We start from the raw sequence: 20,731 nt of genomic DNA, 5'->3' as shown, positions 1-20,731 counted from the left end.
CCGATCGTCGTTCAGCCCTTTGATGCTTCTGGCCGGATTTCCGGAGAACCGCAACCTTTGGCCATGCCACCGAGAAGCAATTCTTGTTACAGCACAGCAATCAGAAGCGAATAATATCCCAAAGAAATGTAACATCATCACAAAAAATTTGACGCCTATGCGTTTTCCTCTGTTATAATCGCTTTGGCTCGCGGTTTCCGCCACGGCGGATTCACAGCGGACCGGATTCAGGAAACAGGCTGGACAATGAAGAGCGGCGGCCGCCGGCAAGGCATCATGGATTTTCTGATGGACACTGGCACGGCCAGTGTCGATGACCTCGCCTCGCGCTTTGGCGTGTCGAAGATGACCGTCCATCGCGACCTCGACGAGCTTGAGGAAAGCGGTTTCCTGCGCAAGGTGCGCGGCGGCGCCTCGATCCAGCCGAGCGGCCTGTTCGAAAGCGATTTCCGCTACCGTCAGAAGCAGGCCGGTGAGGAGAAGCAGCGCCTGGCGGCTGCCGCAGTGGCGATGATTGAACCGGGCCAGACGGTGATCATCGACGACGGCTCGACGGCCGGTAGCATCGCGCGCCACCTTGCGGATCTCCGCCCGCTGACTGTGATCTCCAACAATCTGGCCGTCATACAGGATCTGGCAGGCATTGGAGGGATCACCCTGATTGCGCTCGGCGGCCAGTACAGCAAGAAATTTCACGGGTTTTTCGGCCTGCTTGCCGAGGACACGTTGAGATCGTTGCGCGCCGATGTGGCCTTCCTGTCGTCGTCTGCCATCCACGGCGCTTCCGCCTTCCACCAGGACCAGGAAGTGGTCCACACCAAGCGGCTGATGATGGCCGCCGCCGCGCGTAAATATCTGCTGGTCGATCACGGCAAGTTCGGCCGCACGGCCCTGCATTTCCTGACCGATCTCAAGGCGTTCGACGCCGTCTTCACCGGTCGCGAACTGGGACCGCAGATGCGCGAGGCGTTGGATGGCGCCGACGTTTCGCTGACACTAGTCGAGAAGGACTAGACCATGATCCCGAAAAGTGGGAACCGGTTTTCGGAAAAGATCATGGTCAAAGAAGAAGATAGAGCTCCATCCCGCTACGCGGGATGGAACAGGCGCTAGAAGGAGGACGCGTGGTTTACTGGGTCGGCACAAGCTGGAAAATGAACAAGACGCTTGCAGAGGCGACTGACTTCGCCAAGACGCTGGCGGGGTTCGTCCCCGGTTTCGACGACCGCATCCAGCCCTTCGTCATCCCGCCCTTCACGGCGGTCCGCGAGGTCAAGAAGGCGTTGGCGACGACGCGGGTCAAGGTCGGCGCCCAGAACATGCACTGGTTCGACGCCGGAGCCTGGACCGGGGAGATCTCGCCCGTGATGCTGACGGATTGCGGCCTCGACCTCGTCGAGCTCGGCCATAGCGAACGGCGCGAGCATTTCGGCGAGACCGACAATGCTGTCGGCCTCAAGGCAGCTGCGGCGGTAAAGCACGGGCTGGTGCCGCTCATCTGCGTCGGCGAGACATTGGCGCAACGCAACAGCGGCCAGGCCGATGCGGTGCTGGCCTTGCAGGTGCACGGCGCGCTAAAGGTCCTCGAAGGCGAGGCGAAAGCGGCGGCGATCCTGTTTGCCTATGAGCCGGTCTGGGCGATCGGCGACAAGGGCATTCCGGCAAGTGCGGACTACGCCGATAGGCAGCAGGCGCTGATCAAGAAGATCGCCGGCGAACTCCTGCCGGCCGTGCCGCCAGTGCTCTATGGCGGCAGCGTCAATCCGCAAAATGCCGCCGAGTTGATCGGCCAGCCGCATATCGACGGGCTGTTCATCGGCCGCTCCGCTTGGCAGGCGGAAGGCTATATCGACATCCTCCAGCGCGCCTCGGCGGCGATCTAGTATCGATGAACAGGAAAGGACAATAAAATGAAAATAGCCATTGGAGCCGACAGCGCGGGCAAGCCGCTGCTCGACGTCATTGCCGCGCATCTCGCCACCAAACCCGGTCTCACCGTCAGCGACCTTAGCCAGGCGGGCTACTATGCCGACCTGTCGCAGAAGCTCGCCCAGACCATCCTCGACGGCGAGAACGATCGCGGCATCCTGTTTTGCGGCACCGGCATCGGCGTTTCCATCTCGGCCAACAAGGTGCCCGGCATTCGCGCAGCACTTACCCACGACACCTACTCCGCCGAGCGCGCTGCGAAATCCAACAATGCCCAGATCATCACCATGGGCGCCCGCGTCATCGGCCCGGAACTGGCCAAGTCGATCGTCGACGCCTGGCTCGCATCGGAGTTCGACGAAAAGGGACCGTCGGCTGGCAATGTCCAGGCCATCGACAGGCTCGACGCGGCGAAGCTGGGCTAACCCAAGCTTTTCCGCATCGCGCCAATGACGGTGACGGCCGACGCGGCGCCGGGGTCGATGTGCCCTAGCGATCGTTCGCCAAGCCGCGATGAGCGACCCTTCGCGGCAATCATGTCCTTGGTCGCCTCGGCGCCCCGTTCGGCTGCTTCAAGGCCGGCTGCTAGGCTTTCGGACAGTGTCTTGCCGGAGGCATGCGCGACCGCAGCCGCCTCAGCCGCAGGCAGCCAAGCGTCGACCATTGTCTTTTCGCCGATCTTGGCCTTGCCGCGATCCTGGATGCCTTGCGCCATCGCCTGGAACAGGGCGATGACGTCGGCGCTCGCCAGCGTCGCCTTGCCCTTGACGGCGGCCGCACCTCGCATGAAGGCGGTCGCATAAAGCGGGCCCGACGAGGCGCCGACAGCGTTGAGGAACGATTTGGCCGCGGTGTTGAGGAGAGCTGTCGGCTCGGTCGCCGCGAGCTCGAGCGAAGCGAGTGCATCGCGCACCGCCCCGAAACCGAGCCCCATGGCAATGCCATGGTCGGCGTCGCCGATGACGCCGTCGAGCTGGCAGAGCCTGTCCTTGTCGGCTTCGATCGCCACTGCGATTTCATCAAACATTCTTTTCAGATCGGCCGTATCGATGGATGTCATGGATGCTACTTTCAGCCGGCGCGAAACATGGCGCAGTCGCAAGGATGGTCGAGCATCGTCTGCAATTCGGCGTCGAGATGCATCAGCGTCACCGAGGCGCCGGCCATTTCGAGCGAGGTGCAGTAGTTGCCGACCCATGTCGCGTGAATTGACACGCCGATGTCATCCAGCCGACGCTTCACGCGCCGGTTCATGATGTAAAGCTCCATCAGCGGCGTCGAGCCGAGCGAATTGACGAGCACGGCGACCTTGTCGCCATGCGCCGGCGCCATCTCGTCGAGGATCTTGTCCAGCATCTCGTCAGTGATCTCGTCGGCCGTTTTCAGTTTTCCACGCGCGGTGCCCGGCTCGCCATGAATGCCCATGCCGATCTCCATCTCGTCCGGTCCGATCTCGAAATTCGGCCGGCGGGTCTGCGGCAGCGAACAGGGCGACAGTGCCACGCCCATGGTGAAGGTGTGATCGTTGGCCTTCCTGGCGATGCGCTCGCATTCATCGAATGACAGCATCCGGTCACAGGCTGCACCAGCGGCTTTGAAGATGAAGAAATTGCCGGCGACACCACGCCTTCTGTGTCTCTGGTCTCGCGGCGCCGATGCCACATCGTCAGTGGTCAGCACGGTGCGCGCCTCAATGTCATCCATCGCCGCCATCTCGGCGGCCATGTCGAAATTCATCACGTCGCCGGCATAATTGCCATACATGAACAGCACGCCGGCGCCGCCGCTGGCCGCCTTGGCGCATTCGAGGATCGGGTCGGGCGGCGGCGAGGCGAAGACATTGCCGATCGCGGCCGCGTCGGCCAGCCCCTTGCCGACGAAGCCGAGGAATGTCGGCTCGTGGCCGGAGCCACCGCCGATGACGAGGCCGACCTTGCCCTGGCGAGGTCCATCGCGGGCGATAATCGAGCGTGGGCTGCCCGCCGCGCTTTTGAGATGGCGGGGATGCGCAGCCAGGATGCCTTCCAGCATCTCATCGACAGTGCGGTTGCCGTCGTTGACGATCTTCTTGGTCTGCACCCGCATCCTCCCGAGTTTCGTATTTTCTCAGATAGTACAGCGTGTTACCGGGATTTCTACCCGGCGACGGACATTTCAGCGGCGATACGTTCCCGCGCGGCCAGGATCTGCATGCAGGCATTGGCTGCCTCTTTGCCCTTGAGCTTGAAGTGCTCGAAGAAGAAGCGGTGATGTTCCGCGCCGTCATGGTAGTTGTGCGGGGTGAGCACCGCCGAAAGCACCGGCACGCCGGTGCACAGTTGCACGTTCATCATGCCGTCGATGACAGCGCTCGCCACGAAGTCATGCCGATAGATCCCGCCATTGACGACAAACGCCGCGCCGAGGATCGCTGCATAGCGGCCGGTCTGGGCCAAGGTCTTTGCATGCAAGGGAATCTCATAGGCGCCCGGCACATCGAAGACATCGACGGCAAAGCGTTTCTCTCCGAGAACCGCCAGTTCCGCCTCGAACGCTACAACGCACTGGTCGACGATATCGGCGTGCCAGCGCGCGCGAATGACGGCGACGCGGATCGTTTGATAATCTTTCTGGGAATGCTGATTCATGGGTCCATCCTTCGATCCAGAATCAGGACGCACGACACGGAATCCGAGCCGCAAAAGCGGACCGTCTTCCATTTCGTCCTCTACCATCCGGACTGTGACCGTCGGCTCCGGAATCACACCGGATCTGCTGACCCTCCACTAGAGCGCCGCGCGTCCTTTTGGACGCGCAAAGGACGCTCTAGCATTTTGAATCTCCGCATCGTGCTTTCCGAAAATCAGTTCTGATTTTCGGCCGATGCGGTGACTGGAAAGCGCTCGCGGGCTTGGGCCAAAACCTTTACCGCCGGTGGGGACTTTCACCCCGCCCTGAGAACATTGACCGCGTTTGTATGGAAGGGCCGAAGAGCGCTGTCAACCGCCGACGTCGTTGCGGATAGCGCAGGAATAGCGATCCGTTCCGACCTGATCACCCTGAGGGCAGGGGAGCTGATAACTTTCAGCGTCAAAGGGCGATCACGGGCAAGGCCGGCAGCACCTTGTCCAAGGTGATGGGAAATTCACGCACTCGCACGCCGGTCGCGTTGTAAATGGCATTGGCGATAGCGGCCCCCGCACCGCAGACGCCGAGCTCGCCGAGACCCTTCGCGCCGAGTGGATTGGCCTTATCGTCATGTTCCTCGAGGAAGACGACCTCCATGTCGGGAACGTCGCCGTTGATCGGGACGTGATACTCGGCAAGGTCGTGATTGACGAAGTGGCCGTAGCGCCGGTCGAGCACCGTCTGCTCCATCAGCGCCGCACCGATCCCCCAGGTCATGCCGCCGATGATTTGCGAGCGCGCGGTCTTGGCGTTGAGTATACGGCCCGCGCCCATCACAGCCAGCATCCGGCGCATGCGGATCTCACCGGTATCGCAATCGACTGCGACCTCGGCGAAATGTGCTCCATAGGAATGCTGCGAGTAAGCCTTGTATGACTGGGTGGCGGCGCCTGCGGCTACGGAGCCTTCGGCCTCGAGCCCGTCGGGAGCGATCCTCCGGATGAGGTCGGCCAGGCCTGCCGACCGCTGGCCGAACCTGACTTCGCTGTCGGCAAAGCTTGCCTCGGTGGCGTTCGCGCCGTGCAGTGGCGAGGCTTCGCTCGACCGCGCCGCCTCCACGATCCGTTGCTTGAGGGCGTTGCAGGCGTTATGCAGCGCCGAACCCGCGCTTGCCGCGCCCCAGGAACCGCCGGAGCCGGCGGTACGCGGGAAGCGGCTGTCGCCGAGCTCCACTTTGACGGACGAGATCGGCACGCCGAGATTTTCCGCAGCGATCTGAGTCAGGATCGTATAAGTGCCGGTCCCAATATCGGTCATGTCGAGCCGCGCCGTCACCCGACCGTCCCGGTCGAGTGCAACCCGCGCCGTCGCCGCGCCGATGTAGTTCGGACGGATCGCCGCCGCCATGCCGTAGCCGATGAGCTTCCGGCCCTCTCGGGTGCGGCCGGGTGTCGGGTTTCTCCGCTCCCAACCGAAACGGCGGGCGCCGTCCTCCATGCAGGCGACGAGATTGCGGGTCGAGAACGGCACGCCGCGCTCGGGATCCTGTTCCGGTTCGTTGCGGATCCTGAGTTCGATCGGGTCCAGGCCGAGCCGCTCGGCAAGCTCATCCATGGCGCATTCGAAAGCAAGCATGCCGGGCGCTTCGCCGGGCGAGCGCATCCATTCGCCGCGGTTGATATCCAGCGGAACCAGGCGATGGCGGGTGATACGGTTCGGCGCCGCGTAGAGCGAGCGGGCAAAAACTGCCGTTTGCTCGCAGAACTCCTCGAAGCCGGACGTTGCGGACCAGACATCGTGCGCGACCCCGGAGAGCCGCCCATCGGTGTCTGCGCCGAGACGTACCTGTTGGATCATCTCTGCGCGGTGACCGGCATTGGCGAACATCTGCTGTCGCGTCAGCGCGATCTTAACGGGACGCTGCAGGACCTGCGCTGCAAGCGCGGCCAGGATTGTATCGGAATGGGCAATCAGCTTGGAGCCGAAGCCTCCGCCAACGAAGGGGCTCACGATACGCACACGCTGGGGCGGGATGCGAAGCGTGCTGGCGATCCCAGCCCGGAAGTTCGCCAGGGTTTGCGCCGATGTATGGATCGTCAGCTCGTTGCCTGACCAGGCGGCGAGCGTCGCATGGGGCTCCATCGGATTGTGATGTTCGAAGGGGGTCCGGTAAGTAGCATCGATCTTGACCGGAGCCGCCGCAAAGGCGCTCTCGAAGTCGCCGACCGCACTGTCGGTCTCGAAGCCGGCGTTGGTCCGCTTCGGTGCATAGGCGTCGGCCACACGCCCCGGCAAATCGTAGAGGCCCGGCTCCTCGTCGTAGCGCACTTTGATGAGGCCCGCCGCAGCGCGTGCCGCCTCGAACGTCTCCGCAACGACCAGCGCGACCGGCTCGTCGTAGTAGCGCACCCGGTCGCTGTTGAGCGCGGGGCGGGCGCGCGTGAAGACCTCCGGTACGGTCGGCGTGACCGCCGGGCCGAAATCCGGCTGGGCCGGCGCATTGCGGTGCGTCATGACAAGCAGCACTGCCGGCGCCCGTTCGGCTTCGGCCGTGTCGATCTCGGCGATGCGCCCCTTGGCGACGGCGGCGCCGAGAATATAGCCATAGGCTGTGCCATCCAGCGCATTCTCGTAGGCGTAGGTGGCATTACCTGTCACTTTGAGCGGACCGTCGATGCGATCGACTGGGCGCCCGATAACGCCATTGCGTGATTCGGAAGGACGGATCTCGCTGGTCTTCGTCTCTGTCATGGTGTCACCTCATGTACTCTCGGCGGCGGCCGCGAGCGTGTGCCGCATCGTCCGTTTCGCCAGCGGGATCTTGAAATCATTGCCGCCATATCCGACGGCTCCGGCGAGCGCGGCTTCGGCCGCATCGGTAAAGGCGCCGTCGGACGCCGCCGCTCCTGCGAGCATGCGCTCCGCCTCCGTTGCGCGCCAGGGCTTCGCTGCCACGCCGCCCATGGCGATCCGAGCGCTTAGGACACGGTCGCCGCTTTTCTCGACGATTATTGCCACCGACACCAGCGCGAAGGCGTAGGAGGCACGGTCGCGCACCTTGCGGTAAACCTGCCGGCCGGGTGGCGGCGGCGGCAGGGTAACCGCGGCGATCATTTCGCCGTGGCCGAGCACGGTTTCCACATGGGGCATCGCCTCTGGCAATCGGTGGAAATCGCCGATCGGGATCGTGCGGGTCTCGCCGCCGGGCGATATGGTCTCGATCCTGGCGTCGAGCCCGGACATGGCGACCGCCATGTCGGAGGGATGCACCGCGATGCAGGCTTCGCTCGCGCCAAGTACGGCGTGCATGCGATTGAAGCCCTGAAGCGCCGCGCAGCCCGAACCCGGCTCGCGCTTGTTGCAAGGCATGTTGCGATCGTAGAAGTAGGGGCAGCGTGTGCGCTGCAGGAGATTGCCGCTGGTCGAGGCCTTGTTGCGTATCTGGCCGGACGCTCCCGCCAGCAGCGCTTGCGTGAGCATCGGGTAGCGTGACCTCACCCGCGGATCGGCGGCGAGATCGCTGTTGCGGACCTGGGCGCCGACCCGAAGCCCGCCTTCCGCCGTCTCCTCGATTCGATCGAACGGCAGCCGGCTGATGTCGACGAGATGCGCTGGGCGCTCGATCTCGAGCTTCATCAGGTCGAGCAGATTGGTGCCGCCGCTGATGAACTTGGCGCCCGGCCGGGCCGCAACCGCGGCGGCTGCCTGCTCGGCATTTGCCGCACGTTCATAAGTGAAGGACTGCATTGCTCACGCCTCCTCTGCCGCGTCGCGGATTGCAGCGACGATGTTCGGATAAGCGGCACAACGGCAGATGTTGCCGCTCATCCGCTCGCGGATCTCGGCATCGCTGAGAGCGACAGAAGCCGCCGCCACGTCCGCGCTCGCGTGGCTCGGCCAGCCGGCCCTGGCCTCGCCCAGCATACCGACCGCGGAGCAGATCTGGCCCGGCGTGCAATAGCCGCACTGGAAACCATCGCGGGCGACGAAGGCGGCCTGCACCGGATGCAGCCGGTCACCCTCGGCAAGGCCCTCGACCGTGGTGATCTCGTCGCCTTCATGCATTGCGGCAAGCGTGAGGCAGGAATTGATCCGGCGCCCCTCGACCAGCACCGTGCATGCGCCGCACTGGCCGTGGTCGCAGCCTTTCTTCGAGCCGGTGAGACCGAGGTGGTTGCGCAGGGCGTCGAGCAGCGTCGTCCGCGGGTCGAGTTCGACGGCAAGATCCTTCGCGTTGATCCGCAGGGACATCGGCATCGTCGGTACCGGCGTGGGCGAGGCGGCCGCCGTGACGCTGTCGGCCGGCTCGGCGTCAACCGGTATACCGGTAGCCAGGAGCACGCCGGTCGCCACCCCGCCCTCCAGCACCATCCGACGAGTCGGCCCGCTCCTGTTGTCTGTTCTGGCCATGCATGATCTCCCAGTCGCAGTTCTGTCACTCATCGACACTGGAGGTGGGGGTGCGGCCGGCGGCTTTCTTTCAAGAAACCGGCGGCAATGTCAGGATTCCGGAGAAGAATTCACCCGATAGGCCCGAGGCGTCATCCCCCTGAGACGCCGGAACGTCGTGGTGAAGTGGCTTTGGCTTGAAAAGCCGAGCCGAAAGGCAATGCTACCGATCGACAAACCCGTTTCGCGCAGCAGCATCTCCGCACGCCGCACGCGTTCCTCGATCACATAGGCATAGGGTGCAAGGCCGGTCGTCGCTTTGAAACGACGCGCAAAACTGTCGACGGCCATGCCCGCGGCTGCCAGCTCGCTTAGCGAAACGTCGGAATGCATATGTGCATCGATGTAAGCTCGAACTCGACCAAGCGCCCGACGGCTGAGGCAGCCGTGACGCAGAGAAGGATGTTGATCCCGGTTCAGAATGGCCACGCGGAGGCTGACCAGGGCGACCAGATGCTCGACATAGGCAGTGTCCGGCTTGTGGCCGAGTGCCATCTCGTCGCGAAGCGAACTCAGCAGCGTGGTGATCACCGCGTCTTCCTTGTTCACCAGGATCGGCAAATCTCTCAGGCGTTCGCATCCGGGAAGCCCGATATCGGGATCGATCCATAAGGCTGAATAGGAAAGGTTTACATCGCGATAGAAGCCGAGCCGCTCCGCGCCTGCGGGGACGAAGGTGAGGGCTCCGGGACGATCCATTCCGTCGTAGAGGGATCTTGCCTCGTGCCGGATGGATGTATGGGACGTTCCGCCTTCTTCGGTCAGCACGATCAGATGATGAGGGGCTGTCCATCGGAGTTCCGCCTCCCGGCACGCCCACCGCCGATTGTCGAATACAATCGAGGAGCTGCCCCACGACGCGGTCTGCAGGGGCTCCGATTTCTCTTCCTGGCTCCGAACCCGTCCGTTACCAAGCAACGGTCTGAATGACATCGCGGCATCCCGCTGGTTCACTCGCGGAGCCGTGGTCAGCTCCGGCTTGAGCGCTGTGCGCCGCCCCGCCGCTACGCATACGGCGGCTTATGTGGGACAGGCATCGTGCGTTGGTAACCGCGCCGTGTTCAAGAAGTCGTGAGATCAGGAAAATCCAGCGCGCCTCCTGTCAATCACCGAGCCCATCGCGAATGGCGCAGAAATAGCGATCGGTTCCGACCTGTCCGCCCTTGAGCGCAACTTCCAGCCCATCGATCGTCTTGACGCGCGAGTGGGCGACGCAGAGCGGCGAACCTGGTGAGGCGGGCAGCGGCATCCGCACCGTCAGCGCATCGACGCCCATCTGGCCGAGTGCATGGCTCGACGTGTCGCCGCCGGCGATGACCACGCGCTGCAACTTTTGTTCGATCGTCAGCTCGCGAAGAAGTTCGCCGAGGCCGCGGCCAAGCTTGTGGCGGGCGCCTTCCTGCCGGTCGATTTCGGCGCCGCGGTCGGCTGCTGGTCCAAGCGCCGTGTAGAGGACGACGCTGCGCCCGGCCTCCAGACTGGCGCGACCGCTTGCTGCCGCACGAGCGATCGCCTTGTCGGAATCCTCTGAGACCAGTTCGACAGGGTCCACCTCGATCCCGTCGAAACCTTCCGTCAAAGCATGCCGGATCTGTCGTTCCGTTGTCGGCGAACAACTGCCCGAGACCACCGCGATCCGGTCGGCCGCGCCCGGCGGCGAAAAGCTGGACTCGGCACTGACGGTATGGTTCGACGCCCATTCGGCCAGCAGCGCATATTCGATCCCGGAGGAGCCGACGACGAAATAGCCGCCCGGCGTGCGAACGCGCCATATCTCCTTGCCGGCAAGCGCCTGAGTCTCGCGGCTGTCGACGTCCAAAAGCACGATATCGCTGCCATTTTCGGTCAGCCGATCGAACACTTCCGATCGGAACGCTGACTGCAGCGTCGCGAGGTCGACCAGCCCCGAGGTGAGGTCTGTCTGGCGCGACAGATGGATCAGCAAATCGGATTCATCCATCGGCGTGGTCGGATGGCGGCTCATCACGGGATGGCGATCGATACGGAAATATTTGTCGCGGTAGGCCGCGAACAGATGGCCGAAGGCGGTGTAGCGCTTGAGCTGCGGCGCGCCGACCACCAGCGGCACGCTGTCTTGGCTGAACACCGAGCGGCCAATCTCGATCGCCCGGCCGATGCTGCCGATCGCCGGGCTGGAATCGAAAGTCGAGCAGACCTTGTAATGGCAGATCTCGGCGTTCAGGGTCTTCAGCCAGGCGAAGGCGCCCCGCAGATGCGTGTCCATCCATTGCGGCGTCTCGCTTCGGCTGGTGCCGGCCAGGCCGATGGCACGGCAATGCTGGAACCGCGAAAGCAGGGCCTCGTCGGGCTGGCGCATGAACAGCACGGTCGGCACGCCGCCGAGCTCGAGCGCCTCCATGACGTCGGTCGAGCCGGTGAGATCATCGCCATAGTAGCTGAGAAGCAGATTTTGCATGGGGTCAGGCTGCTTTGCCGTCGCCGAATTTCTCGATCGACCGCGCCAATTCGGGATGGGTCAGGGCGAACTCCGCCAGCGGGATACCATCGACCGCCGCCTGCCAGGCTTGCTGCACCGCGCGCACGCCGGCACCCGGCCCGTCCGGATGGCTGACGATGCCGCCGCCGCAGAGATAGAGAAGATCGACCGTTCGGCCGGTTCGCCGGTAGGTTTCGGGGGCCTGTCCGCCCCACTGGCCGGAGCCGGCGACCGGCAACGCGCAATCATCAGGCGAAAAGATCGGCGTAGTCACCGCCTTGAAGGATTCGACGAATGACCAGTCCGGCTCCCAATATTTCGAGGCGATGCCATTGATCTGGAATTGATCGACGCCGAGCAGCCGCCAGAACTGCTGCCAGACCTTGAAATCCATGCCAAGCCCGGGGTGACGGGTGAGAATGTCCCAGCCGTTGCGGTGGGCGTGGATCACCAGGCTGGAGCGCTTTCTGAGGAAAGCCATGCCGCCGAAGCCGACGGAGTTGATGTTGACCACAGCGCAATTGCCGCCGGCCTTCGCCACCAGATCGTGGTTGCGCATCATCTCGTCAGGATCGGCATGCGAGATGCCGAAGGCATACATGACCTTTTTACCGGTCTTCTGCTCATGGTCGAGGACGAGCGGCATGATCGCCTTCACCCGTTCCGACAGGGGCGAATAGGCCGGGCTCATCAGCTTCTCGTCGTCCTTGATGAAATCGACGCCGGCGGCGATCAGCTCACCCACCATCTCCGCCGTTTCGCGCGGTCGAAGCCCGAGCGCCGGCTTGACGATCGTCCCGATGATCGGGCGGTTCTCCACGCCGGTCAGTCGGCGGCTGCCGGTGACGCCGAATTGCGGACCGGGATGGGCGCTGCGATACTCATCCGGCAGCTTCATGTCGACGACGCGGATGCCGGACAGGCCCTTGATCGAAAAGGCGCCACCGATGGCGATGGTCATCAGCGCCGAAAGATCGGTACCGATGGCATCCAGCGGAAACGCGATGTCGACATCCGCGCGCTTGAAGGGACCGTCGCCGGCTTCGGGAAGCGATGGACGATCGGCGTCCGGCAAAGACCGTATCACCAGGACGCGTGCCGCCACCCGCGCCTTGAGCTCTTCGGTCTCGCCGGCCAGCGCAACGAAGGTTCCGGTCGACTGGTCGCTGGCGATCTTGCTCGCCAGCGCCTCGATGCTCGCCGAGGTCTCGATGCGATAGGTGAGGATGATCATAGCTCGAAAAAAGTTCCCCGATCTTTGAAATCTGGTATAATGAGTACATGAGTATTGCAAGCGATATCCTGCTCTCGCGCAGGCATTCCGGCAATCGTGGCGACAATGCTAAATAGACGCCGGTAAGGAGTGATTCGCGACGATGAACCGTTCGGAGCCGATCGTCCGGCGCAAGCTTTCTGACGAAGTATTTTTGAGGCTAAAGCGCCTGATCACCAGCGGCGAATTGCAGCCAGGCGACGACATGCCGTCGGAGCGCGAACTGATGGAGCGCTTCGAAGTCGGCAGGCCTGCGATCCGCGAAGCGATGCAGGCGTTGAGCAATATGGGTCTTGTTGCGATCTCGCACGGCGAGCGGGCGAAAGTGCTTCAGCTGACCGCCAAGTCGATCATCAAACAGGTCGACGGCGCGGCCAAGATCATCCTGTCGTCGTCGAAGGACACGCTGGAGCACCTCAAGAGCGCGCGCATCTTCTTCGAGCGCGGCATGGTCAGGGAGGCCGCCGAAAAGGCCACAGCAGAGGACGTTCAGCGGCTGCGGGCCACCGTTGCCGAACAGCGGAGCTTTCGCGGCGATTCCGAGGCCTTCATATCCGCGGACATGAAGTTTCATACCCAGATCGCGGCAATATCCGGCAACCCGATTTATGTCGCGGTCAGCGAAGCGATGCTTGGCTGGCTGAAGGAATATCACACCGAGATGCTGATCTGGACCGGCAAGGAAAACTTCACGCTGACCGAGCACGAAGAGATCATCGGGCGCATCGAGCAGAAGGATGCGGACGCAGCCGAGAAGGCGATGATCAAGCACCTCGAGCGCTCGCGCGCGCTCTACGTGATGAATTCCGGCACCTGATTTCACCCGATCCGGGTGATCGCGTAAGGCGGCATCACAAGGTGGCGTCGTTCGAACCCGGAAATATCAACCGTCACTTCGCTCGCCGTCAGATTCGCCAGCCACATGACGGTCTGGCCCGCGGGAGAACGGCCGGCCAGCGTGAGCACCCGCGTCTCATCGCTAGTCCTCGCCGCTATGTGCCTGAAGCCGGCCAGTTCGCAAAGACCCTTGATAGCTTCGAAAATCGGCCGGGGTTCACCTTCGCCGACGGGTTCCCCGGATGCCGCCAGCACGCCGAACGGTCCGGTGAAGCTGGACAGCGTGAGCATCTCCAGCCCGGCCGGGGCGACGCGCGCGGCATAGCCGATCGTCCATGCTGCCGCGAACATGCCGGCATGGCGAGGATCCCGGTCGGCCATGGCGATGCGCTGACGGTGCGGATTGGCTTTGGTCGCACCGCCATAGGGGTTCTGCCGCATGGCGATGGTCGACGGGCCGATCCGGTAGTGTTTTGGCCCGAAGATCGCCCGCACCGATGCAGTGATGAAAGGCAGCGCCTCCAGCGATTGCATGACGCTGAGATCGTCGGCGGCGTGCACGATCGGGCATGTGCAGTGGGTGACGAAATCGAGCAAGTCGGCGGGAACGCGCTTGCGGTTCAACTCAGTGAAATAGCTGAACATGCCGCCGCCGAGGCGGATATCGGGAAAGGCGCGCCGCGCGGCGGCATAGACGTCCTCGAGCGGCGGACATTCAGGCCATGCGCTGCCCGGCGGCGTCGACTGCCGGTCGACCGAAGGCGAAACGGCGATGGCCGAGAGCTTCAGCCCGGCCTGTCGCACCGCATCGGCGACGCCTGAAAGCTCAGCGTCGAGATCGCCAACGCAGGAAACGACGCATTCAAGCGTCGTCTCGACCGGGCAGGCTGCGGCGAGCCGGGCATAGGACTGCAAGGCTTCGAGGCCGTGGCCACACGTCGGGTCGTAGTGAAACGTCAGCTGTTGCGGACCAAGCGCGGACAGCGTCAGAAGCTTTGCCAGCGCCGCCTCGACCTCATCCGGGTAGATGATCACGCCGATATCCGGTAGTGCCGGTCCGGCTTCGCCGAGCTCGACGCGGACGTGTTCGGCGGCTGTTGCGGCAGCCGGCGCCTTCACGTCGCCTGAGATGCGCAAGCTGATTGTCTGGCGCAGAGTCTCGTCGGCAGGCAGCACATAGGGCCATGGCAGCGCGAGCGGCCGGACATAGGTCTTGTAGGACGCGTCCGACCAGTTGCGCTGGTCCTCCATCTCGAACACGTCGCCTTCCATCCGGCATTCGGCGGTGACGCCGGGCCGGACCTCATGAGCGATCGCCCGCAAATCCTTGAAAGGCTGCCAGGGGTCTATCAGCTGCGGAAGCTTCGTTTCCACCACGCTGCCGTCGGTGTGCTCGACGGTGATCGGGCTGCCGGCCAGGCCGGCGATCGGATGCAGGATGCAGAAGCCGCAGCGATTGGTCTCGAAATCGTCTTCGGGACGCGCGCTCACGTCGAAAACCAGCTGGCCGTCGGCGGAACCTTCGATCGTCGCGCGAAAGCCGAGCCGGCTTCCCTTTGGTCCGACGCAACTTGCCGAATAGCTGACGGAGAAAGTGTCGGCACCCTGGGCGATGACTAGATCTGTGAGCGCCGGCTCGTAAGTGCCCCAGTGGCGGTCCCTGATGACATAAGCGATGGTGCGCAGCACTTCCGTGCCGCCGTGGCGGATGGTGCGCAGATTGCCGTTGACGAAGTCGGCGCTGAGTGCACCGGCGCGCAGCCTGACCGGCTCGGCCTCGACCGCGCGCGTGCCATAGAGGAGGAAGGCGTCGGCGGTCATTTCAGCAAAGTGTCGAGCTGCACCGGCTCACGGCTCGCAGCGCCCGCATAGGCGGCCTCGACCAGGGCCAATGTCCTGAGATTGTCCGCACCCGAGGTTGCCGGCTCGGTCCCGTTCGCCAGGCAATCGACCCAGTGCTTTTGGATGGCGACGACGCTTTCCTGGATGTTTTGCCATGGTCGCGATGCCCATGGCAGCAGCGGTGGCGAGACGTCGCTGACCGCGGTTCCGTTCCTGCCGGTGACGGTGAGCCGGTAATCCTGCTCGAGCCGGATGGTGCCGCCGTTGCCGTCGATCTCGACCAGCGTCTGCGGAAACGGCTCGGTGGCGAGCTTGGTCGCATAGCTGCAATCGACCACAGACGTTGCGCCGCTCTCGTGGTCCATTAGCATTGTAGCGACGTCCTCGCCGGCGATCTCAGGATTAATGCGAGCGGTTCGTGTCGTGATCGTCGAAACGTCGCCCAGCAGAAAGCGGGCAATGTCGAGACTGTGGATGCCGAGGTCCTCGATGATGAAGCGCTTTCCCGTCGCCAGATAGGGCTGGCCGGAAAACACGTCATAGGCCGAGCGGAACGAGATCCGCCCGAAGAACGGGGTGCCGATGTCACCGCTGTCGAGCACGGCGCGCACCGCCTGGATCGGCGACTGCCAGCGAAAATTCTCATGCACCATCAGCGGCACGCCGGCGTCAGAGCAGGCCTTCGCCATGGCCTTGGCGTCGGCAAGCGACGGCGCGAAAGGTTTTTGGCAGATCGCCGGAACGCCGTGCCGTGCTGCCATCTCGACGAGCGAACGATGGCTAGGCGCGGTGGTGGCGATATCGACGAAATCCAGGCTTTCGCCGGCGAAAAGTGCTGCCGCGTCGGTGTAGCGTCGCGCGATACCGAACTGGTCGCCGACAACCGTGAGCCGTTCCGGGTCACGGTCGCAGACGGCGACGATCGAGATATTGGCGATGTCGCGCCAGGCGTGCATCTGGTTGACGGCAAAGAAGCCGCAGCCGATCAGCGCTCCACGCAGTTCCGCCACCATCAGCCTGCCTTTGCCATCTGCATCAGCGTCACGCGGCTCTGCAGCCGGCGCTGCGCCTGGTCGACGACGACGGCGACGATGATGACGAGGCCCTTGATCACCATCTGCCAGAACGAGCTTACGCCCATCATCACCAGCCCGTCCGAGAGAATGCCGAGGACGAAGGCGCCGACGATGGTGCCGCCGATCGTGCCGCGGCCGCCCGACATCGAGGTGCCGCCGAGCACCGCCGCTGCGATGGCGTTGAGCTCGAAGGTCTCGCCGGTCGCCGGATGCGAGGCCATCAGCTCGGACGAGATGATCAGGCCAACGACCGCCGCGCAGAAGCCAGAGAACATGTAGACGAACATCTTCACCATGTTGACCCTGACGCCCGAAATCCGCGCCGCCCGTTCGTTGCCGCCGACGGCGAAGATGTGGCGGCCGAGCGGGGTGTATTTGGCGAGATAGGCCGCCCCAAGTGCTACGACGACAAGTATCCATATCGAAACCGGCAGGCCGAGCAGCCGGCCGGCGCCGAGGAAGCCGAACCCAGTCGTACCCAGATCGGGCTTGCCGACAAGGTTCGGGAAGGTGCGGCCATCGGACGACAGCAGCGCCAGGCCGCGTGCGACATAGAGCACGCCGAGCGTGGCGATGAACGGCGCGACATTCAGCCTGGTGATCAGCAATCCGTTGACGGCGCCGATCAATATGCCGACCGCCAGCGTGATCAGTGCGATTTCGAAGACGTTGAAATAGATCGTATAGCCGACCTGCAGGTCGATGCCGTTGAGCACGAGATAGCCGGCGACCATGCCGCACAGGCCGACGATCGAGCCGACCGAGAGGTCGATGCCTCCGGTGATGATGACGAAAGTCATGCCCATGGCGAGGAACGCATTCAGCGCCACGTGCTTCGACATCAGGATCAGATTGGCGGCCGACAGGAAATTCGGCGCTGCGATCGAGAAGAAGATCAGGACGGCGATCAACGCAATGAACGTCCTCGCCTTCATCAGCGTCAGCAGGACGGAGCCGCTCGAGGCGGAGGCAACTGAAGCCTTGGCCGGGATGTCAGTCATGGGCGTGGCTCTCCGTGTGCGGGACCGGTCCGTGGCCAAGCGCCGATGCGGCGACAAGTGCCGCCTCCGTCGCCTCGGCGCGATCGAACATGCCGGTCAGTTTTCCATTGCTCATCACCGCGACCCGGTCGGACAGCGCCATCACCTCGTCGAGATCCGAGGTGGCGAAAAGTATGCCCAGTCCGTCGCGGGACAGTTTGCGCATGGTGCGGAAGACGTCGGCCTTGGCGCCGACATCGATGCCGCGGCTCGGTTCATCCATCAGCAGCACCTTGGGTCCGGTGAGCAGCGCCTTGCCGATGACCACCTTCTGCTGGTTGCCGCCCGACAGCGACGAGACCTCTTGCGCCGGATTGGCGACCTTGATCGCCAGCTCCCGCACCATCTGCGTCACCGCCTGGTTTTCCTTGGCGCCACGGATATGGAACATGCGGACAAACCGCGACAGGCTGGCCAGCGTCAGGTTGCTGGCGACCGAGAGGATCGACACCAGCCCTTCGCGCTGGCGGTCCTCGGGGATCAGCGCCAGCCCGCGCCGGATCCGCCGTGTCGTGTCGCGCTCTCTGATCTTTTTGCCGGCGATGAAGATCGTTCCGGTGGCATGGCCATGGCGTCCCATGATGCAGTCGAACAATTCGGTGCGTCCGGCGCCCATCAGGCCGTATATGCCGAGAATCTCGCCGGCACGCAGCGACAGCGAGACGTGATCGACCGCAAGCCCGCCGGTCACGCGCGGCAGGCAGATGTCCTCGGCGCGGAATATTTCTTCGCCCGGAACATGGCCGTCGGCCTTGGCGAAGTCCTTGGCGTCCGAGCCGATCATCTGCCGCACGATCCATTGCGTGTCGACGTTTTTCATCTTCTCCTGGCCGGTGATCCGCCCGTCGCGCAGCACGGTGATGTAGTCGCCGATGCGGATCAGTTCCTCGAGCCGGTGCGAGATGTAGACGATTGCCACGCCGCGCGCCTTGAGGTCGGCAATCACCTTGAACAGGATCTCGACTTCCGCCGCGCTCAGCGCCGAGGTCGGTTCGTCCATGATCAGGATGCGCGCATCGAGCGAAACCGCCTTGGCAATCTCGACCAGCTGCTGCTGGCCGATACGCAAATCCTCGACCAGCATGTCCGGCCGGATGCCGGCTTCCAGCCGCTCGAGGAATTCCGCCGCGCGGCGCTCCTGTTCTCGGCTGTCGATCTTGCGGAGCCGGTTGGTGATCTCGCGGGTGGCAAAAATATTTTCTGCGACCGTCAGGTTGCCGAACAGGTTCAGCTCCTGAAACACCATGCCGATGCCGCGATTGACCGCGTCCCCGGATGAGGAGAAGGAAACCTCTTCGCCCTCCAGGATTATGCGGCCGAGCGTCGGCTGTTCGACGCCGGCGATGATCTTCATCAGCGTCGATTTGCCGGCGCCGTTTTCGCCGACCAGCACGTTGACCGCGCCCTTGCGCACCTCGAAATTCGCGCGCTTGACCGCGACGGTGCCCGAATAGACCTTGGAGACGTCTTCCAGCGTCAGGATGACATCGTGATCGGTGGCGGCAGTCATGGCTTCGGCCCGATCTCTGCCTCCGCCGGGGTCACCAGCGGCAGGTCCTGGCCGCTGCCGATGACATAGGCGCCGACAACCCTGACGCTCCGGCCCTCCAGCGCTTCGCGCGGCAGCTTGGAAAGCACTGTCTTGTCGGCGTAGGTGTTGAACGCCTTGCCGAACTGGGCGAAGTCGATCTGGTTGGTGAAATCGTTGAACTGGATGAAGTCGAGACTGTCGCGTAGCGCGGTGCCACGCATTGCGGGTCCGATCTGCACCCGCGCATCCGCCTTGCCGTCGCCGTCGGCATCGACATCCATGGTTGCCGCGCGTGACTGTGTATTCGCCGCAACAATCTTGCCTTCGAGGCGAACCGAGAAGGTCCATGGCGAATTCGCCTGTTTCTTCGGATTGCCATACTTGGCGCCGGCAGCCGCTGGATCGGCTTTCGCCAGGGCGTGAACCTCGGGAAATGGCCCGGCCTTCTGCTGGAGATAGGGCACCGCCTTGGCAGCCCAGATATCGCCGACCATCTTGTCCGCATTGAAGGCCGGAGGTTTGCCGCCGTTTTCCGCTGACGGTGTCGGCAGGATCTTGCAGCCGATCAGGCTGACGCCGACGGTCACGGCAAGGAGCGGGGCGGCGAGGATCGAACATGTCGGCTTGTTCGGCATGGCGGTCAGGGCACCCAGTAAATGGAAGCAAGGGACGAGCCGGAAGCTCGTCCCTTGCGATTGATGTTACGCCGGCTCAGTTGGTCAGCGCGAAGGTTTCCAGCTTGGCGGCATTGTCGCCATTGATCAGGACGCAGTCCATCAGCTGCTTTTCCTCGGCCGGAGACTTCTTGTTCTTGATGAAGTCGTTGGCCTGCTCGACTGCCATCTGCGCCTGCGCATAGGCCGGCTGCAGGACTGTGGCCTTGATGCCGCCTGAAGCGATCGAATCGCGCACGTCATTCGATCCGTCGAACCCGACGACGATGACATCCTTGCGGCCGGCGGCGGCAAGGGCGGCATAGGCGCCCATCGCCATCGTGTCGTTGCCGGAGATCACGCCCTTGATGTCCGGGTTAGCCTGGAGGATCGATTCCATCTTGGAATAAGCTTCGGTCTGGCTCCAGTTGGCCGACTGCTGCGCCACCATCTTCAGGTCCGGATAGTCGTCGATGACATCGTGATAGCCCTTCGAGCGAATGCCGGCATTGGTGTCGGATTCCTTGCCGACCAGCTCGACGAAATTGCCCTTCTCGCCCATCAGCTTGACGAATTCCTGCGCGCCGAGCTGGGCGCCCTGATAGTTGTTGGAGACGATCTGCGCGACGGCGACGCCGGTGGCGTTGATCTCGCGATCGATCAGGAAGGACGGAACGCCCGCGTCCTTGGCCTTCTGCACGGCGGCGACGGTGGCGTCGGCGCCGGCATTGTCGAGGATGATCGCCTTGGCGCCGCGGCCGATCGCTGTATCGATCAGCTCCGACTGCCTATTGGCGTCGTCGTCATGGACAAGCACCAGCGTTTCATAACCGAGTTCCTTGGCCTTGGCTTCCGCGCCGACGGCTTCCGCCTTGAAGAACGGGTTGTCGTGCGAGGGCGTGATGATGGCAATGAGATCCGCCGCATTGGCGGGTGCGGCGGTGCCAAGCGCCAGCATGCCGGCAAAAGCTACAAGTGTTATTCTGCGAGTGAGTTTCATGATTTCCTCCCGTTTGAAAAAGCCCTGATCAACTTA

Annotated in this window: 19 protein-coding genes and 1 riboswitch; of the genes, 4 read left to right on the top strand and 15 right to left on the bottom strand. The window is 63.5% G+C overall.

Annotated features, from left to right (window positions below; genetic code table 11):
- Window positions 1–246 precede the first annotated feature (246 nt).
- The 3 genes from A9K68_RS26430 to A9K68_RS26420 all read left to right on the top strand — a co-directional run bounded on the left by A9K68_RS26430 (window position 247) and on the right by A9K68_RS26420 (window position 2,354).
- The gene (locus A9K68_RS26430) at window positions 247–1,014 is read left to right on the top strand and encodes a DeoR/GlpR family DNA-binding transcription regulator (RefSeq protein ID WP_065008416.1); all 768 of its coding nucleotides are present in this window, start codon (window positions 247–249) and stop codon (window positions 1,012–1,014) included.
- Between the two features lie 83 nt (window positions 1,015–1,097).
- Window positions 1,098–1,883, top strand: a complete 786-nt coding sequence (locus A9K68_RS26425; RefSeq protein WP_082982382.1) for a triose-phosphate isomerase — start codon at window positions 1,098–1,100, stop codon at window positions 1,881–1,883.
- Window positions 1,884–1,910: 27 nt separating this feature from the next.
- The gene (locus A9K68_RS26420; protein WP_029355267.1) at window positions 1,911–2,354 is read left to right on the top strand and encodes an RpiB/LacA/LacB family sugar-phosphate isomerase; all 444 of its coding nucleotides are present in this window, start codon (window positions 1,911–1,913) and stop codon (window positions 2,352–2,354) included.
- Here the strand turns inward: A9K68_RS26420 and dhaL are convergent.
- The 9 genes from dhaL to oiaX form a co-directional block, all read right to left on the bottom strand.
- A complete protein-coding gene (dhaL, locus tag A9K68_RS26415; protein ID WP_065008364.1) occupies window positions 2,351–2,989 on the bottom strand; it encodes a dihydroxyacetone kinase subunit DhaL in 639 nt (212 codons plus the stop codon). The two genes, A9K68_RS26420 and dhaL, sit on opposite strands and share 4 nt — an antisense overlap.
- 11 nt (window positions 2,990–3,000) lie before the next feature.
- The gene (locus A9K68_RS26410) at window positions 3,001–4,008 is read right to left on the bottom strand and encodes a dihydroxyacetone kinase subunit DhaK (RefSeq protein ID WP_065008414.1); all 1,008 of its coding nucleotides are present in this window, start codon (window positions 4,006–4,008) and stop codon (window positions 3,001–3,003) included.
- Window positions 4,009–4,064: 56 nt separating this feature from the next.
- Window positions 4,065–4,556 carry a 6,7-dimethyl-8-ribityllumazine synthase gene (locus A9K68_RS26405; protein WP_065008363.1) on the bottom strand — a complete coding sequence of 164 codons (492 nt, stop codon included), beginning with the start codon at window positions 4,554–4,556 and terminating at the stop codon, window positions 4,065–4,067.
- A gap of 71 nt (window positions 4,557–4,627) precedes the next feature.
- Window positions 4,628–4,874: riboswitch (FMN riboswitch) on the bottom strand.
- Window positions 4,875–4,998: 124 nt separating this feature from the next.
- The gene (locus A9K68_RS26400; RefSeq protein WP_065008362.1) at window positions 4,999–7,287 is read right to left on the bottom strand and encodes a xanthine dehydrogenase family protein molybdopterin-binding subunit; all 2,289 of its coding nucleotides are present in this window, start codon (window positions 7,285–7,287) and stop codon (window positions 4,999–5,001) included.
- 9 nt (window positions 7,288–7,296) lie between these two features.
- A complete protein-coding gene (locus A9K68_RS26395; protein ID WP_065008361.1) occupies window positions 7,297–8,283 on the bottom strand; it encodes a xanthine dehydrogenase family protein subunit M in 987 nt (328 codons plus the stop codon).
- 3 nt (window positions 8,284–8,286) lie between these two features.
- A complete protein-coding gene (locus A9K68_RS26390) occupies window positions 8,287–8,946 on the bottom strand; it encodes a 2Fe-2S iron-sulfur cluster-binding protein (protein ID WP_065008360.1) in 660 nt (219 codons plus the stop codon).
- 90 nt (window positions 8,947–9,036) lie between these two features.
- Complete coding sequence (locus A9K68_RS26385; protein ID WP_065008359.1) at window positions 9,037–9,918, bottom strand: AraC family transcriptional regulator; 882 nt, start codon at window positions 9,916–9,918, stop codon at window positions 9,037–9,039.
- A 169-nt stretch (window positions 9,919–10,087) separates the two neighbouring features.
- A complete protein-coding gene (locus tag A9K68_RS26380) occupies window positions 10,088–11,422 on the bottom strand; it encodes a four-carbon acid sugar kinase family protein (protein WP_065008358.1) in 1,335 nt (444 codons plus the stop codon).
- A 4-nt stretch (window positions 11,423–11,426) separates the two neighbouring features.
- The gene (gene oiaX, locus A9K68_RS26375) at window positions 11,427–12,677 is read right to left on the bottom strand and encodes a 3-oxo-isoapionate-4-phosphate decarboxylase OiaX (RefSeq protein WP_065008357.1); all 1,251 of its coding nucleotides are present in this window, start codon (window positions 12,675–12,677) and stop codon (window positions 11,427–11,429) included.
- Window positions 12,678–12,819: 142 nt separating this feature from the next.
- Here oiaX and A9K68_RS26370 point away from each other — a divergent pair, with 142 nt between their 5' ends.
- Entirely contained in the window at window positions 12,820–13,533 is a 714-nt protein-coding gene (locus A9K68_RS26370; RefSeq protein ID WP_065008356.1) for a transcriptional regulator NanR, read from the top strand.
- 2 nt (window positions 13,534–13,535) lie between these two features.
- On the opposite strand, the gene A9K68_RS26365 is transcribed toward A9K68_RS26370, so the two are convergent.
- The 6 genes from A9K68_RS26365 to A9K68_RS26340 form a co-directional block, all read right to left on the bottom strand.
- Window positions 13,536–15,374 carry a hypothetical protein gene (locus tag A9K68_RS26365; RefSeq protein ID WP_065008355.1) on the bottom strand — a complete coding sequence of 613 codons (1,839 nt, stop codon included), beginning with the start codon at window positions 15,372–15,374 and terminating at the stop codon, window positions 13,536–13,538.
- The gene (locus A9K68_RS26360; protein WP_065008413.1) at window positions 15,371–16,405 is read right to left on the bottom strand and encodes a Gfo/Idh/MocA family oxidoreductase; all 1,035 of its coding nucleotides are present in this window, start codon (window positions 16,403–16,405) and stop codon (window positions 15,371–15,373) included. The genes A9K68_RS26365 and A9K68_RS26360 overlap by 4 nt, the downstream gene beginning before the upstream one ends.
- Before the next feature lie 2 nt (window positions 16,406–16,407).
- Window positions 16,408–17,472: an ABC transporter permease gene (locus tag A9K68_RS26355; protein ID WP_065008354.1), complete on the bottom strand. Its 1,065-nt coding sequence runs from the start codon at window positions 17,470–17,472 to the stop codon at window positions 16,408–16,410.
- On the bottom strand, window positions 17,465–19,021 hold the full coding sequence (locus A9K68_RS26350) for a sugar ABC transporter ATP-binding protein (protein WP_065008353.1): 1,557 nt from the start codon (window positions 19,019–19,021) through the stop codon (window positions 17,465–17,467). Before A9K68_RS26350 ends, A9K68_RS26355 begins: the two co-directional genes overlap by 8 nt.
- Window positions 19,018–19,677: a DUF2291 family protein gene (locus A9K68_RS26345; protein ID WP_065008352.1), complete on the bottom strand. Its 660-nt coding sequence runs from the start codon at window positions 19,675–19,677 to the stop codon at window positions 19,018–19,020. The genes A9K68_RS26350 and A9K68_RS26345 overlap by 4 nt, the downstream gene beginning before the upstream one ends.
- 76 nt (window positions 19,678–19,753) lie before the next feature.
- The gene (locus tag A9K68_RS26340; protein ID WP_065008351.1) at window positions 19,754–20,695 is read right to left on the bottom strand and encodes a D-ribose ABC transporter substrate-binding protein; all 942 of its coding nucleotides are present in this window, start codon (window positions 20,693–20,695) and stop codon (window positions 19,754–19,756) included.
- Between the last annotated feature and the right edge of the window lie 36 nt (window positions 20,696–20,731).

Source organism: Mesorhizobium sp. AA22, assembly GCF_001672375.2.
Lineage (GTDB): Bacteria > Pseudomonadota > Alphaproteobacteria > Rhizobiales > Rhizobiaceae > Mesorhizobium > Mesorhizobium wenxiniae.
Note: the sequence above shows the minus strand (reverse complement) of the source record. Positions and strands in the feature narration are given on the sequence as shown.

Excerpts from the sequence above, each read along its gene's own strand:
- A9K68_RS26380 (WP_065008358.1), bottom strand. The coding sequence starts at position 11,422 with ATGCAAAATCTGCTTCTCAGCTACTATGGCGATGATCTCACCGGCTCG.
- A9K68_RS26405 (WP_065008363.1), bottom strand. The coding sequence starts at position 4,556 with ATGAATCAGCATTCCCAGAAAGATTATCAAACGATCCGCGTCGCCGTC.
- A9K68_RS26340 (WP_065008351.1), bottom strand. The coding sequence starts at position 20,695 with ATGAAACTCACTCGCAGAATAACACTTGTAGCTTTTGCCGGCATGCTG.
- A9K68_RS26395 (WP_065008361.1), bottom strand. The coding sequence starts at position 8,283 with ATGCAGTCCTTCACTTATGAACGTGCGGCAAATGCCGAGCAGGCAGCC.
- A9K68_RS26400 (WP_065008362.1), bottom strand. The coding sequence starts at position 7,287 with ATGACAGAGACGAAGACCAGCGAGATCCGTCCTTCCGAATCACGCAAT.
- A9K68_RS26370 (WP_065008356.1), top strand. The coding sequence starts at position 12,820 with ATGAACCGTTCGGAGCCGATCGTCCGGCGCAAGCTTTCTGACGAAGTA.
- A9K68_RS26365 (WP_065008355.1), bottom strand. The coding sequence starts at position 15,374 with ATGACCGCCGACGCCTTCCTCCTCTATGGCACGCGCGCGGTCGAGGCC.
- dhaL (WP_065008364.1), bottom strand. The coding sequence starts at position 2,989 with ATGACATCCATCGATACGGCCGATCTGAAAAGAATGTTTGATGAAATC.
- A9K68_RS26420 (WP_029355267.1), top strand. The coding sequence starts at position 1,911 with ATGAAAATAGCCATTGGAGCCGACAGCGCGGGCAAGCCGCTGCTCGAC.
- oiaX (WP_065008357.1), bottom strand. The coding sequence starts at position 12,677 with ATGATCATCCTCACCTATCGCATCGAGACCTCGGCGAGCATCGAGGCG.
- A9K68_RS26390 (WP_065008360.1), bottom strand. The coding sequence starts at position 8,946 with ATGGCCAGAACAGACAACAGGAGCGGGCCGACTCGTCGGATGGTGCTG.
- A9K68_RS26430 (WP_065008416.1), top strand. The coding sequence starts at position 247 with ATGAAGAGCGGCGGCCGCCGGCAAGGCATCATGGATTTTCTGATGGAC.
- A9K68_RS26425 (WP_082982382.1), top strand. The coding sequence starts at position 1,098 with ATGGAACAGGCGCTAGAAGGAGGACGCGTGGTTTACTGGGTCGGCACA.
- A9K68_RS26385 (WP_065008359.1), bottom strand. The coding sequence starts at position 9,918 with ATGTCATTCAGACCGTTGCTTGGTAACGGACGGGTTCGGAGCCAGGAA.
- A9K68_RS26350 (WP_065008353.1), bottom strand. The coding sequence starts at position 19,021 with ATGACTGCCGCCACCGATCACGATGTCATCCTGACGCTGGAAGACGTC.
- A9K68_RS26355 (WP_065008354.1), bottom strand. The coding sequence starts at position 17,472 with ATGACTGACATCCCGGCCAAGGCTTCAGTTGCCTCCGCCTCGAGCGGC.
- A9K68_RS26345 (WP_065008352.1), bottom strand. The coding sequence starts at position 19,677 with ATGCCGAACAAGCCGACATGTTCGATCCTCGCCGCCCCGCTCCTTGCC.